Genomic DNA, 16,065 nt, shown 5'->3' with positions numbered 1-16,065 from the left:
AAATGATTTATTCTTTTGACATCGAATAAGGAAAGTCCTTTTCCTGTGATCCTCTATCTTTATTCGGCTGATTGCTCATCTTGAAATCCAGAACTGCACCTTGAAGAAGGTCTTTGTGACTCAACCAGTTTCTGGAGTAAGGCTGATTGTTTACATTCAGAGATTTTACGTAAAGATTCTCACTGCTATTCTCCGGAGCCTTTATTTCGATATTTTTACCGTTCTCCAGATGTACGGTAACTTCCTTAAACAATGGCGCCCCTAAAACATATTGATCCGTAGCGGGTGTTACCGGATAAAATCCTAATGCAGAAAAAACATACCATGCAGAAGTTTGCCCGTTATCCTCATCCCCACAATATCCGTCCGGTGTCGCCTGATAAAGTTTATCCATTACCTGCCTTGCCCAATATTGGGTTTTATATGGTGCTCCGGCATAATTATACAGGTAGACCATATGCTGTATAGGCTGGTTACCGTGGGCATACTGCCCCATATTCATGATCTGCATTTCCCTTATTTCATGGATCACACTTCCATAGTAGCTATCATCAAAAACAGGAGGAAGAGAAAACACCTCATCCAGTTTGGATTCGAATTTCTTTTTACCACCCATCAGCTTTGCAAGACCATCTATATCCTGGAAAACCGACCATGTGTAATGCCAGCTGTTTCCTTCGGTAAAGGCATCTCCCCATTTAAAAGGATTAAAAGGTGACTGAAATTTTCCGTCTTTATTTTTACCTCGCATAAGACCTGTTTCAGGATCGAACATATTCTTATAGTTGTAGGCTCTTTTTTTGTAGATATCAATTTCTGACGCTGGTTTCCCTAAAGCTTTTCCTAACTGATAAATTGAAAAGTCATCGTAAGCATATTCCAAAGTACGGGCTGCATTCTCATTAATTTTCACATCATATGGAACATATCCCAGGGTATTATAATATTCCACCCCTTTACGGCCGACAGCCTCAATAGGACCTTCATTATTTGCCCCGTGTTTTACGGCCTGCCATAAGGTTTCAATATCATATCCACGCAATCCTTTAATGTAAGCATCAGCAACAACGGAAGCAGAATTGTTCCCGATCATAATATCAGAATACCCAGGACTGCTCCACTCTGGCAGGAAACCTCCTTCTTTGTAAGCATTGGCAAGGCCTTCCTGCATCTCTACGTTGATGCTTGGATATACGAGATTCAGAAATGGGTATAATGCACGAAATGTATCCCAAAAACCGGTTCCGGCAAACATTTTCCCATCCAATATTTTACTGTTGTACGGACTCCAGTGCTTCACTTTATTCTGAGCATCGATCTCATATAATTTTTGTGGGAAAAATAAGGTTCTGTATAAAGAGGAATAAAAGGTTCTCATTTGCTGATCTGTTCCTCCCTTTACTTCAATCTTTCCAAGTGTCTTGTTCCATATCTCTTTCGCGTTATCTTTTACCTGCTCAAAACTGCGGCCGGCAATTTCCCTTTTAAGGTTAATTTCTGCCTGTTCGAAACTGATAAATGATGAAGCTACCTTTGCATAAACCGATTCTTTATTTTTTAACTTAAATCCAACTATAGCTCCTGTGTGATCGCTGGTAATTTCCAATTGATCATTTACCAACCGATCATCTTTCCATGTTGTCGTTACATCAAAGTCTTTATCAAACTGAACAATAAAATAGTTTTTAAAATTCTCATATTTTCCTCTGGCATACTTAGTCGTGTATCCTATGATTTTCCTTTGTTTCGGAAGAATTTTGATATAAGAACCTTTATTCAGCGCGTCAATTACAACATAAGCACTATCCGTTTTAGGGAAATCAAATTTGAAAAATGCTGCTCTTTCTGTGGGTGTAAACTCCGTAGTAACATTAATATCAGCGAGATAAACACTATAAAAATATGGTTTTGCAATTTCTGCTTTATGGCTGAACCAGCTGGCACGATCTTCTTCTTTAAACCTGAGTTTTCCGACACCCGGCATAATTGCAAATGCCCCATAATCATTCATCCATGGAGAGGGTTGATGTGTTTGTTTAAATCCTCTGATCTTATCCGCATCATATGTGTAAGCCCATCCATCACCCATTTTACCTGTTTGGGGAGTCCAGATATTCATTCCCCATGGAAGCCCTATCGCAGGATAAGTATTACCGTTAGACAATGATGGCTTAGATTGGGTTCCCATTAATGGATTTACATAATCTGCAGGAGATGGATTCTGACCAAAAACCAGCGCATTAAGCAGAAGAAAAAGAGTTGAAAATAAAAACTTCATTATATCATTTTATTAGTTGATTAAGGTCTTCTTCAAAGCATAGCTTGCAGCACCTAAGATGGCAGCGTCTTCAAAAATAGCCGAAATTTTAACAGGCAAGTTAATATTATTTTTTACTAAATTCTCACTAAATCTTTCTTCAAAATAAGGATATGCTTTCGCAATGTTTCCTCCTATTACAAGGACCTCCGGCCTGTAATCCCATACATATTTGACAATAAATTCCGAGAAAGAATCTGCATACTCCTGAAATATCCTGGATTGGATGTCTTTAGGCTTATCAAGTAATTCTTTGGTTCCTGAGATTTCGCTTCCTGTTAATTCCGCATATCGTTTAACAAACCATCGAGTGGCAAGATAATCTTCAGCTAAGGAATCTTTAAAAGGAGAATTCCACAAATCCTCATCTGTTGAAGTCTCACCATTGTAGAATGTTGTTCCTAATCCTGTTCCCAGCGTTATCCCAAATACACGGTTATATTCAGTAACGCAACCTCCGAAAACTTCGCCTTCCAGAAATGCGGCAGCGTCATTTACAAAGTGGATCTGTTCATTTAATATAGAAAGCCTGCTGGCCAGTTCTTCTTTGATATTTATTTGGTAGATATCGATAAATTTTCCCTGTTGCATCAGAGAAATTCCGTTTTTATAATCAAAAGGTCCCGGCATTGCAATGCCTATAAGGAGTTCTTCCCTGTTCAGATTTACTACAGCTTTCCCGATTGCAGAAACCCAGGCGGAAAAAATATCTTCCCGTCCGCCAAATGAGTCAACATGCTCCCTGATATAAGTGGAACCTATAATTTCATGCTTTTCAGGATCTACCTGAGCCATTGTAATATGCGATCCGCCAATGTCTATACCTAATGCATTTTGCATAATTCTCTTATTTTTTAATTCCAGTAGATATATCTGATCATCTAAAAACAGACAAACAAGAAAGCAAAATCATTATTATTCAATAATTCCTAAATTCATTTTTTAAATGTTCCTGCCACTTGTCTGCCTATCTTAGATTCCAAATTTAAATTCTAACTGTATAATTTTATTAATTTTTTAAAGACTTACTCCACTATTATTTTTCCTGAAAATATAATGCGGTCATTTTTTGATTCCACTTTATAAATATATGTTCCGGACGATAAAGCTTGAGTATTGATCGTTATTTTATCTTTATCTACACTCTGTTTTTTGATCAACTTCCCTGAAAGATCATATAGGGATACTTCACTAGCAGAACGATCATTAATTACAAAATGAATATCATTTCCCTTTTTAACAGGGTTTGGATAGACATTATTTCCTTTTTCAAGAACATTGTCTTTTGTTGATAATGAAATATTGCAAGGTACATCTGTTGTCCAGTTGGCATTTGACATATTAATAAGAGTCGCAAAATGTGTATTCGAAGTCGCGTCTAAAGCTCCGTTACCACTTCCCTCATCCATTTTCCAATTAGCCTCAAGCCCTGCACTATTAGAAGCTATATTACATTTGTCATTCATAATTTCCTGAGCCGTCAATGCTTTTTTCCACACCCGGAATTCATCAAGGAAACCGTTCAATGTTCTTGAATTATCATAATTTCTTGCCAGATAAAGAATTCCATTGGCTGTAAAGTTTCCGCTGGCTGCAGCACTTGCATCAAGAGTTCCGTTAATATAAATTTTCATCGCCGTTCCGTCATAAGTGGCAGCGATATGATACCACGTGTTGGTATTCAATCCAGTATTGCTGTTCAGCTTAATCTGAGATGAGCCGAAACTTAATATAAATTGTAATTTATTGTTTGTAAGACCGGCATCCCCAAATCTCAGAATGGCAGAATTATTATCTCCTACTTCAATCCCAATTACTGAAGAAATATTAGGGAAAGCAGTTTTAAACGCATTTACTTTCACCCATCCTTCAAAAGTGAGTGCATTCCCACTTAGATTAAACTGGCCGGCATTGAGATAATGACTACTGCCGTTAAAAGAAAGAGATCTTGGTCCAGGACTTTGAACCGGCGCAAAACCACTGTTAAATGAAGCCTCTGCAGAATATGCACTTACAGTAGATGCACTGCATACTCCCTGTACTTTCCAAACGTAATTTGTATTTTCAGTTAAATTTTGCAGATTATATGTATTGGTTGTAATATTCTGAATCGTTGTCCATGTTGTAGCGGCAGCTGTTTTATACTGTAAGGTATAAGAAGTTGCACTTCCGGCATTCCATGACAGCTTTGTTGTCGTTCCCAGGAAGTTTTCCGACTTAAGGCCTGCCGGAATTTCACATCCGCTTCCGGAATTAAATCTCGGAGCAAAAAGATATGTACTCTTCAGCGTAGAAGAACAATTGGACTGAATTCTCCAATCGTAATCTGTACTTAAAGCCAGGTTGTTTACATTGATATTATTTCCGGAGTAATTGGTTGCCAAATTAATCCACGTTGTTGAATTGGCTGCCTTATAATCTATATTGTAGGTTTGAGAACCGTTTGAAGTCCAGTTTAATTTAGCTGAAGTTCCTGCAACATTGGTCACCTCAAGTCCTAATGGTGGATCACATGATGCTCCCTGTGTCCAGGTATACAGCTGGCCACTAAGTTGTGTGTTCTCGTTATAGAGAATGTTAGATCCCGTACTCAGATAGCTGGCAGCATTGGTTCCTTTAAGATCATACCACATAAAAACTCCATAGTCGTCATTCTTTGTGCTCGTTGCTAAAGTAGAAAGTGTAGAAGCAGAAGTATTCTGGATCCAGGTTGCTGCCGCAGAAATTTTAGAATTGGCAAGAGGAGGTATTGAAGGAGCATTATAAGTGCCATAATAAGCGTTCCATCCGTAATTGATATAGTTTCCGGCATTATCTCCATTATAAGCTTGCCTTGTTGTTGCCGGGCCAATGTAATACCATGTAATTAATTTATCCGGCATGGCAGCTTTCAACTCCTGTAATAACATAACAAAAGAACTGTTATTCGGCTGTCCGGTAGCGTTATTTCCATAATCTGCATATTCGTCGTCAAGATCAACTCCATCCAGGCCATAGGTATATACGGTGTGGGCTATCTGCAAAGCAAAATCACGTGCCGCTTCCCGGGTCGGAAAGTTACAGATACCCGCCCCCTGATGATTCCCCAGGATATCTAATAATACTTTGATTCCTTTTTGCTGTAGAGGCCTTACATAAGTGTCGACATCGTTTAATACTTTTGTCACATTATTATTGTTGGAAATATAAGCCCGGCTTTTGGAAACATCATAATTGATGTTGGCCGCGAAGATAATAGCAACGTCAAAAAGTTGTTTGTTACTGTTTTGCAAAGTATATGACCCTGCGTTCAGAATATTGCTGTTATTAACCTCCACATAGCATATCCCCAAAGGATTAAGCTGTGCCCGTAATAAAGATGTTGCCTGCCCTATTAATAAGACCAATGCAATAAGAATAGATTTTCCTTTCATAGTATAATTATTTCGTTTTTGACCTGGTTTATAAATCCGGAGGTATAACAATGGGTCAGAAGGCTCCTTCCGTTGACTTCTCCAGCTCCCTCGCAGATTGAAGGAATTCTTCTACATTCATTTCTTTAAAGAATAATAATCCGTGGGTTGCCCTCAGCCTCGGACTCTCGTTATCATAAAAATATGGTTTCCCTAATACCAGCTGAACCGCTTTGAGCTGTTCTACCCAGGTTTGTATTGACAGATGGCTGAACTTCCCATTGTAACGGTAACTTGGAAAGGATGCATCTACCTGGCTCAGATAGCTGTTGGTAAAGCTCTCATCCATTGTGCTCATGGCATTAAGTGATACGGGGAATATATGGCTGACGTCTGCAGCATTAAACTGATACCATACATTTCTGTAACCCCAGATTTTAAGACCGGAAAGATCTTTTTCTTTGCCCCATTCTCTTACCGCTTCAGCGATAGCCTGCAAAACTTTGTAATGAGTATCAGGGCCGCTTCCTTCAGGGTCAAAAGCTAAACTTATAACTGTAGGGTTAATTTCCTTTAACTGTTGTAAAATAGGAAGAACATCCCGTTCTCTTTTTGGTTTTTCCGTAAAAATGGCTCCCGTATAAAAGCCGAGCCTCAGATGGCTTACGTTTTTTGTTCTCACCCCAAAATGTGCCCATACAAGCTCTTCCTCATATTCACGGATCATCCCTTTTAAAATCTGAATTTTCGGTTCAGGGTTTTGTCCGTCATAGCTGGAGTTAACCGTGTCTATGATCTCCCTGATCTTTTCGCGTAATCCAGACTTGCTTTTCAGATTCCAGAGCTCGACAATATTCCTTACCATTCTATGAGAAACAGCTCTCGCCCGCTCTTCTTCATTTCCGGAGGCAATATTGATCAGATAATGATATACATCTTTATCTTTTTTATTTTTATATCCGTTTTCAAAAAAATCGGGATAATTGAGCATTTCAACTTCTTCTCTTCCGATAAAAGAAAGCGTATCGCGAAGGATTTTTATTAAAAACTTATTGGTAACAGCAGTAAATCCGGAGGTAAGAACTGAATAGTGAGAAGAATTGGTCTCATTACGGGACTGATAATGAATATATGGTAATAATCCTAAAGAAATATCATCATGATGGGGTCCGGTATGATAAAAGACTTCATTGCTGAGCGGTTTTGTTCCTGTTTTTATTTTATTTTCAATGGACGCAATAACTTGCTGTACCGTAGTATTGCTTACATCCGGAATTAGTTTTGTATAATCATCCCCTTTCAGATCATCCAACGAAAGATGTTCTGCATATTTGTTTAGCTTTTGGGTCAGAGACATTACAGCTCTATCGGTCTTTTCCTGGGACCAGCTTCCAGAATGATAATAGTTATCAATATAGTCTTTCAGCATACTTGCCGCACCTTGTGTAAGATAAAACCGTCCGTTAGAAAGTTGGGAAAGGACAGAAGCCGGATATAAATTGGAAGGAGGAAGTTCCATTGCATCTTTGATCATAGGAGCCTTCGCTTCACCTGCTGCAAAAATAATAGCAACAGCATCTTTGTTATAAATAATGGTTTCAAGACCTATGGTGATCACAAGACGCTCTTTTGAAATTTCAATTCCTCCCAGATCTCCCGCAGCAACTGCCTGCGTCTCAAAATTAGTCGAAGTCAGCCTTGTCGTAGAATAAGGATCCGAACCTTTGATATTAAAAGCAATGTGTCCGTCTGGACCAATACCCCCTAGGAAAAAGCCAATTCCTCCCAATTGACGGATTTTTTGTTCATATCCTGAACACCAGTTATCAATGAGGAAAATAGATTCTTTTTGTAATTTTTCAAGAGGGTTCAGGGCTTCACGATATCTTAGTTCAAGATTTACTTTGCTGTCCGGGAAAACTTCTTCAAAACTTTTACCTTCCGCCAAAGGGATTTCATCACAATTAATAAGTAAAGCATTTTCTTTTTTAAGCCCAAACCCTTCAATGTAATATTTGTTTACATAATGATAAAAACTATTAGCTTGTGAAGATTTTATGGGATAAAACTCATCAATTTGGACAAAATGAAGATCAGCCAGCGATGGTTTATCAGCAAATAACAACTGATGCTTTTCCCTTAGCCTTACTACATTTTCTTCCTCCCAATGATCGAGAATATACTTTGTCCAGTAAATAAAATATTCCGGAGTCTTTCCTGTTGGCAGACTGATAACTCCTTTTGGATTCTTGTGAACCCACTCCAGAAACCGGAATGCCGAAAGCATCCCAAGCTTCGGAAAGTTATCTACGACGATGTAGGGAACGTTTACCTTATTGCTTCTTGGAACATCATTCAAAAAGGTAAGCTCTACGGGGGTAAAAATTTTAGTATTTTCCATCTTTTAATTTTTTTTATTTGTGTTGAATTTGATTATTAAATTTTGAATTTATCCCAGCAGTTCCGGATTTTCATTATAGGTTTTCCATAACAATTCTCCGAATAATGTATTGGACCAGGCAAACCATTCTCTGGTAAATTTCTTATCATTATCTTTATGGAAGGACTCATGCATAAAACCTGTTCCTCCATGCGTTTTTTGTAAAGTGTCTATGCACCAGCGGATCTCGCTTTTATCTTTGGTTGTTAGTGCTTTCATAATGATACTCATCGGCCAGATCATATCCAAACCAATATGAGGACCCCCGATTCCTTCTGCCAGCTTACCCTTGAAAAAGAAAGGATTATCTTGTGACCATACATATTTCCGGGTATTAAGATAAACAGGATCATCAGCTTTTACAGCATCCAGATAAGGCAATCCCAACAAGCTTGGACAATTGGCATCATCCATTAGGTTATAGCTACCAAAACCATTCGTTTCAAAAGCATATATTTTTCCATACTGCGGATGGTCATAGATTCCATATTTCTTTATGGCAGCATCTACCTCATCAGCAAGACTCGTTAATTGTTTAGCCAGTTCCTTTTCATTTTTGATCTGGGAAACCATTTCTGCTGCCTGACGTAAACTTACCACAGCAAATAAATTAGAAGGTATAAGGAATGCATAAATGGTAGCATCATCACTTGGTCGGAACATGGAGCTGATAAGACCAACAGGTTTTGTAGGATATCCATATCCTCCCATTGGGATTCCATCGGTAGCCCAGGCTGTTGTCCTTTCAAACTGATAAGGTCCTAAACCTGTTTTTCTCTGCTGTTCAATAAAAGTTTTCAGAGTCAGCTTAATTCCTTGCAGCCAGTTATTATCAAAAGGTTTTGTATCTCCGGTCGTTTTCCAGAAATGATACGCAAGGCGGATTGGATAGCAGAGTGAATCTATTTCCCATTTTCTTTCGTGGATACCTGGTTTCATATCCGTATGATCGTACTCTTTCCATTTACTTATCTTTTGATCATCATTATAAAATGCATTCGCATAAGGATCCTTCAGAATAAACTGGGTCTGTTTATGGATTACTCCTGATATCAATTTGTGCAGCTTTTCATCTTTTTTTGAAAACTGCAAGTAAGGAAAAACCTGTGCAGAACTGTCACGAAGCCACATGGCATCTATATCTCCAGTGATAACATAAGTATCCGGTGTTCCGTTGTTTTCTGTATAGAAAACCGTTGTATCTAATGTATTGGGAAAGCAGTTTTCAAAAAGCCAGGTCAATTCTTTATTTTTCACTTTCTTTTTAAAGGCTGAGATAGCATTTTCTACCGCTTCACTGGTAAAATGCCTTTTATCTTTAGGAACACGGACAACAGGGAATTCTTCTACGCCTAGCCCTTTTGCAAAAGCATTCTGCGCAAATAATAATCCGGCTCCTGCCAGTGCACTTGTTTTAATAAATTTTCTCCTTTCCATTGATACTTATATTTCGTTATTGTTTATTAATTCTATTTTACGGGCTTACTTCCCATCACAAATTTCAGTTCGCCCCCATTCATAATATCACTGTGATTCAATTCCCAGCTTTTAAATTCTTTACCATTCAAAAACATTTTCTGAACGTAAATATTTTTATCCGATATTTTCTCTGCAATCACAGTAAATGTTTTTCCGTTCTCCAGCTTTAATGAAGCTTTTGGGAATTGTGGTGCTCCGATCGCATACACAGGTTTTCCCGGAGTAACGGGATAAAAACCTAAAGAAGAGAAAATATACCATGCAGACATCTGTCCGCAATCTTCATTATTTACAATCCCGTCCGGCTTTGCTGCGTACATATTGTCACGGATAAATTTGATCATTTTCTGGGTTTTGTAGGGAGCTCCTGCATAATTGTAAAGATAAGGAACATGGTGTCCCGGTTCATCTCCAAATCCAAGAGATCCGATAAATCCTGAAATATCAACATGTTGTTCCCCTTCCATTTTAAGGGTTTCTGTAAATGTTCTATCTAATTTTTCTTCAAATCCTTTTTTTCCACCATACAGATTCATCATTTCATCGATCTGGTGAGGAGCAAAGAAATCATATGCCCAGATGTTTCCTGATACCCAGTGCGGCTGAAGCTTTTTCCAGTCGTTTAAAGGGAAGTCAGCCAGAAATTGTCCATTTTTTTGCTTAGGCCAGAAGTGATTATTTTCTTTATTGAAAGTATTAAGAAAATTCATTGAGCGTTTTTTATAAACTTCTGCATCTTCTTTTTTGCCTAATTTTTCAGCCAATTGCTGGATGCACCAATCATCATAGGCATATTCCAGGGTGGCGGATACAGAAGCTCCGTTTTCTGAAGGAGTATAACCTAATTTAATGTAATCGTTAAGACCTCCACCGCCGTCGCTGCTGCTCATTTTATCCGTTAAGGAAGCATCTTTCATCGCAGCGAACGCCTTCTCATAATCAATTCCCGGTACACCTTTAGAAATAGCATCCCAAATAACCGAAACACTATGGTAGCCCAACATACAGAAATTGTCATATCCACAAAGTTCCCAGATTGGCATGTGATCCTTGCGATCTGTATACCTGCTGATCAATGAGTTTGCAAATTCTTTGGTGTGTTTCTGATCCATAATGGTAAGCAGCGGATGTGTTGCTCTGAAGCCATCCCAATAAGAATATGTGCTATAATTGGTGAACCATTTGGTATTCATATTTTCCTGGGCAGCCACATAATCTCCATTGGTATCCATATAAAGATTCGGAGCAATAAAAGTATGGTAAACACCAGTATAAAATATTTTTCTCTGGTCATCGGTTCCTCCTGTAATCTGGAATCTGTTGATCAGGTCTCTCCATGTTTTTTGGGCAGTTTCTTTAGCTTGAGCAAAATCAACATTCTTTGCTTCTGCATCAAAATTCTCCTGTGCTCCTTCTGTACTTACCGGGGATAAAGAGACTTTTACTTCAATGCTTTCATTTTCCTGTGTAGAAAATCTTACAAAAGCCTTTGCATCTTTAGCCAGCGCAAACCTTTCATTTTCTATTATTTTACCTTCAGAATAGGTTCCGTATGATTTAAACGGTTTTGAAAACTCCATTACAAAATAAGCAAATCTTTTACCACCCCAGCCATTACTATAGCAATAACCGGAAATCTTATTGTTTCCCTGGATTCTTACCAGTGTATGATAAATATTTCCGAAGATTTTGTTGGTAGGATCTATGATTACATTAGCCTCTTCGCTTTTTGGAAATGTATATTTATGAAACCCTACCCGTGGAGAAGCCGTCAGTTCAGCTTTTATTCCATAGCTGTCAAGCATTACAGAATAATACCCCGGAGCAGCAGTTTCTCTTTCATGACTGAATTTGGAACGGTAACCGCTATCAGGATTTTCTTCTGAACCTGGCAGCATCTTTATTTTTCCCGTTGTTGGCATCACTAAGATATCTCCGAGATCGGCCCAGCCTGTTCCACTAAGGTGATTATGGCTGAACCCCATAATCGTTTTACTGCTGTAATGATACCCTGAACACCAGTCCCAGTCACCACTTTTGGTATTCTGATCCGGACTCAGCTGTATCATCCCGAAAGGTGTTGTAGCTCCCGGAAACGTATGCCCGTGCCCTCCGGTTCCGATAAACGGATCTACCCATGAAAGCACATCGTCTCTACGTTGGGCGTTAACAGATTGAACAAACAGGACAACAAAAAAATAAATAAACAGTTCCTTTTTCATAACGGAGAGATCTTGAACATTTTTAAGACTACACAAAAAAATGAAAATTTTATTTTAAAAGCGAGAAAATGACGCTTTTCCTTATGGTTTTAATCTTATCTAATTTAAAGAGAATTTTTTTTCATGAAATCAATGATTTCTGAAATATATCCGAATGCAATGGAAACCACCGTATCAGCAGCTCCATAGTATACCGTAACTTTGTCTCCTTCTGATAATGCCGCACAAGGAAAAATCACATTCGGAACATCTCCCGTAAGCTCATATAGCTCTGCGGGAGCCAATAGATAAGGTTTTGTTCTGTACAATACTTTTGAAGGATTTTCAAGGTCAAGCAATGCAGCCCCCATGGAATAGCGGAAACCATTACATGTATTGATTACCCCATGATAAAACAGCAACCATCCTTCTTCCGTTCTTATCGGAACCGGGCCGCCTCCGATCTTGGTACATTGCCATGCACTTTCTTCAAATGGAGCTACTTTCATTACGCAACGATGCTCTCCCCAATATTTCATATCAGGACTATAGCTGATATAGATATCTCCGAAAGGCGTATGTCCGTTATCACTGGGACGGCTCAACATCGCATATTTTCCATCAATCTTTTCAGGGAAAAGAACTCCATTTCTGTTAAAAGGCAAAAAGGCATTTTCACACTGGAAAAATTCTTTAAAATCAAAGGTATACCCTATTCCGATCGTAGGTCCGTTATATCCGTTACACCATGTGATCCAGTAACGATCTTCTATAAAAGTGACACGCGGATCATATTTATAATCAGATTCGATCATTTCTGTATTTCCTGCTTTCATTTCAATTGGATCGTGGTTGATATCCCAATTGATGCCATCCTTACTGAAACCAGCAAAAATATTCATTTGTACAGATTTGTTATCACATCTGAAAACACCCGCAAATCCATCTTCAAAAGGGACTACCGCGCTATTGAATATACTGTTCGATGTTGGTATTGCATATCTGTTGATAATTGGATTTTCAGAGAAACGCCACATTATATCGTGACGATCTGCCGGACGATCCTGCCAAGGGATCATTGCTGATTGAGATGTCATAAAGTATTTTTTACTTTTATTTAAAATTATTTAATAATAGAATTATTGTTCTTTTTGTTTTTCCGGATAAGGAAACGGTGCAACTAAAGTGACCAAAAATGCCGGAATCGTAGCGATCAAAACCCATACGAAAAATATTTTGTATCCTATCCAGTCACTGATCATTCCACTGAACATGCCGGGAATCATAACTCCGAGATTCATGATCCCTGTTGCAAATGCATAATGGGCTGTTTTATGTTTACCCGGTGCAATCTGCTGCATCATATACAACATAAGTCCCACGAAACCGAACCCGTAACCAAAGTATTCCACAACAACTGCGACACTTACAGGAAGCAATGTATCAGGCTGATAGTGAGCCAATAAAGCATACACAACAAATGGAATATTAAATGCGCAGCATAACCAGATCAGTGATCTTTTAAGGCCCCGGGCTGAAATAAAGTATCCAGCCAGCACCGACCCTAAAATAAATGCTGCAGAACCATAGGTCCCGTAAATAAGCCCTATATCAGAAGTAGATAACCCCAAGCCTCCGGAGGTTCTTGGTGCTTTGAAAAATAAGGGCGCAATTTTGATAGCAAATCCCTCTGCAAAACGGTATAAAATAATAAATAATACCGACCAGAGTATATTTCGTTTTTTGAAAAAAGAAGTGATGACTTCCAGAAGTTCCTGTCGGACATTGCCGGCCGTTTTTCCGTTCTTCTGCTTTTCAAGCTTGTTTTCGTTGGGTAAAACAGAATAATGATAGACAGCAAGAATAAAAAATAGCAGGGCGTATACTCCCATAATGATCATCCAGGCATGCGTAACGCCTTTGGTTTTTTCCAAAACGCCTGCAAAATAAACGAGGACTCCACTGCTGATAATTTTGGCCAGATTATAAAATGCACCTTGCCATCCTATATATTTTGCCTGTTCTTTATTGGTAAGAAAATTAATATAAGTTCCGTCCGCTGCGATATCATGTGTTGCTCCGCAAAAGGCGACTACAGCAAAGAGGGCAATGCTGTACTTAAAAAAATCTGGCATAGGCAGACTTAACGCAATTAGCGCAAAAAGAATTCCTATGGCAAACTGGGTAAAAACTACAAAGAACTTTTTTGTCTTATAAATTTCAAGGAAAGGGCTCCACAATGGTTTTAATGTCCATGAAAATAAAATGAGAGCTGTCCAGAAAGCAATCTTTGAGTCCGAAACACCCATATCCTTATACATAATTCCCGAAACAGCATTAATGGTTACAAAAGGTACTCCCATTGCAAAATATAATGACGAGATCCATAAGATGGGTTGTATAGAACGGGTTCCGGAAGTGTTTTTTACCATATTAAATTATAGATGTAAAAAAGAGGACATCTCAAAAGTTTCACGCCGGCATAAACGAAACATTGTGAGAAATAAAAAATACTGTACATTTTTACACCGGAATGAAAAGCATGAATCCATGCTTTTCATTTGAGACGGCCTCTGTGCTATTTTAATTATTGAGTTACAATTATGGCTTCTTATCCCACCAAAGTTTTGTTCCTCCAGTGTCTGCTCCTCCTAAATATTGTAATGCCTGAGGATAATTGAATAAAGAATTCTTGGTATCTACCGTAAAAGGAATTCTGCGAATCATCGCATCTGTACTGATTAACCCTCCACTATCATTTTGTCTTACTTTGAAAAGGATCGGATAACCGGTTCTTCTTTGTTCTGCCCAGGCCTCAGGTCCGTTCGGATAAAGGGCAAGCCATTTTTGAGTAATGATTCTTTCCAATTTCCTTTCATTAGAATCTGCATTGTTCCATGCAATGGTAATGGTGCTCAGCTCAGGATGTCCTACCCCAATATTATTCGCCGCATTTTTCGGATCAACATAAGGTGCTTCTGTAGCTGTTGTATTGGCAAGATAGGTAGCAACACTTGCACTTTTCCCCCACTCTCCAAATGATTGTTGAACACCTGTCTCGTAATCTGCCTGGATTGCTCCTGCTCCAGCATACCCTCTCAATGCAGCTTCCGCTTTAAGGAACCATGTTTCAGCTGCGGTAAACAGTTTCATTTTACCATCTGTTGCAGAAAAATAATCTCCGGCTGCTGATTTTGCCTGTGGCTGAGAAAAACCACCATACGTAGATTTTCCGTTCAATAAATCGATACCTTGTCGTATTCCTATGTATTTACCATTGATCTGTGGATTGCTGTCTGTTGCAGGAATAGCATAGGCAGGAAGCCTTGGATCATTATATCCGTTCATATAAGCCATTAATGGCGCTCCTATAAGACAGTCTCCCCACGAATAAATGATAAAGCTCAATTCTGATTGACCCACACTGATCAAAGCATTATCTTCATTTTCAGTGATCAATCCTGCCGGTGACGCAAGTGCTTCTTCAGCATATTGTTTTGATTTTGCAGGATCTGCATAACTCATACGCATTGCTAACCTCAGCTTCAATGAGTTGGCCAGCTTTGCCCATTTACCCATATTTCCCTGGTATACTAGGTCTGCTCTTTTCAATGCAGCTTTATCTTCTACATTTTGTGTGGATGGACTGTTGTTTATTGTTTGCAGATCATTTATAGCAGATGTTAGATCAATAATAAATTGATTATATGCGCTTTGTTGAGAATCAAAATCTGTAGTTCCATTCGCATTTGGCGTATCATATTTACTATATACTACCGGACCATGGTTATCAGAAACTCGTGCGGCAGTAATAACTCTCAATATCTTTCTAACAGCAAATGTTCCTGTAAAATCAATTCCTGGATAGTAATTTTTAGCAGCTTTATTCATGAGAATAGAATTATTAAAAATATCCTGTTGTCTTGCAATAATCCTGTTGTTCCATCCATCCATCATATAATAGGTCGTATTATTTTTTCCCCCATTAAATTGAGATGCCGTACTAAACATTCCACTGAACATATCAGCACTCAAATTGGGATACAGTTGATAGTCTGCTTGAAGCCCTCTCTGCATAGTTACTAAAGGATCTACAACCGCTTTAAAATCTGCATAAAAATTTTCAGGTCCTCCTAACTTTTCCTGATTATATTGATCAAGTTCACTGGTACATCCGGAAGCAGAAGCTAATACTATTGCACCTAGTACCCATGTTTTTATATTAATGATTTTCAT

Annotated in this window: 9 protein-coding genes; all 9 read right to left on the bottom strand. The window is 38.5% G+C overall.

Features of this window, described 5'->3' with window-relative positions; all coding sequences use genetic code 11:
• Positions 1-7: 7 nt before the first annotated feature.
• Positions 8-2,278, bottom strand: coding sequence for a GH92 family glycosyl hydrolase (locus G9C87_RS13960; protein ID WP_172282153.1), 2,271 nt, complete (start codon positions 2,276-2,278; stop codon positions 8-10).
• A gap of 12 nt (positions 2,279-2,290) precedes the next feature.
• Positions 2,291-3,157, bottom strand: a complete 867-nt coding sequence (locus tag G9C87_RS13955; RefSeq protein WP_172282151.1) for an ROK family protein — start codon at positions 3,155-3,157, stop codon at positions 2,291-2,293.
• A gap of 185 nt (positions 3,158-3,342) precedes the next feature.
• On the bottom strand, positions 3,343-5,730 hold the full coding sequence (locus G9C87_RS13950) for an endo-beta-N-acetylglucosaminidase H (protein ID WP_172282149.1): 2,388 nt from the start codon (positions 5,728-5,730) through the stop codon (positions 3,343-3,345).
• A 55-nt stretch (positions 5,731-5,785) separates the two neighbouring features.
• Entirely contained in the window at positions 5,786-8,110 is a 2,325-nt protein-coding gene (locus G9C87_RS13945; protein ID WP_172282147.1) for a glucosamine-6-phosphate isomerase, read from the bottom strand.
• 48 nt (positions 8,111-8,158) lie between these two features.
• Entirely contained in the window at positions 8,159-9,586 is a 1,428-nt protein-coding gene (locus tag G9C87_RS13940; protein WP_172282145.1) for a glycoside hydrolase family 125 protein, read from the bottom strand.
• 32 nt (positions 9,587-9,618) lie between these two features.
• A complete protein-coding gene (locus tag G9C87_RS13935; RefSeq protein WP_172282143.1) occupies positions 9,619-11,850 on the bottom strand; it encodes a GH92 family glycosyl hydrolase in 2,232 nt (743 codons plus the stop codon).
• A gap of 104 nt (positions 11,851-11,954) precedes the next feature.
• A complete protein-coding gene (locus G9C87_RS13930) occupies positions 11,955-12,926 on the bottom strand; it encodes a glycoside hydrolase family 130 protein (protein ID WP_172282141.1) in 972 nt (323 codons plus the stop codon).
• Positions 12,927-12,968: 42 nt separating this feature from the next.
• On the bottom strand, positions 12,969-14,261 hold the full coding sequence (locus G9C87_RS13925) for an MFS transporter (RefSeq protein ID WP_172282139.1): 1,293 nt from the start codon (positions 14,259-14,261) through the stop codon (positions 12,969-12,971).
• Positions 14,262-14,430: 169 nt separating this feature from the next.
• Positions 14,431-16,065 (bottom strand): SusD/RagB family nutrient-binding outer membrane lipoprotein, encoded by a 1,635-nt coding sequence (locus G9C87_RS13920; protein WP_172282137.1) that lies wholly within the window; start codon positions 16,063-16,065, stop codon positions 14,431-14,433.

Origin of the sequence: Chryseobacterium sp. LAM-KRS1, assembly GCF_013184525.1 — a bacterium.
Taxonomy (GTDB): Bacteria; Bacteroidota; Bacteroidia; order Flavobacteriales; family Weeksellaceae; genus Chryseobacterium; species Chryseobacterium proteolyticum.
The sequence above is the reverse complement of the archived record's forward strand: the minus strand, read 5'-3'. Positions and strand labels throughout refer to the sequence as shown.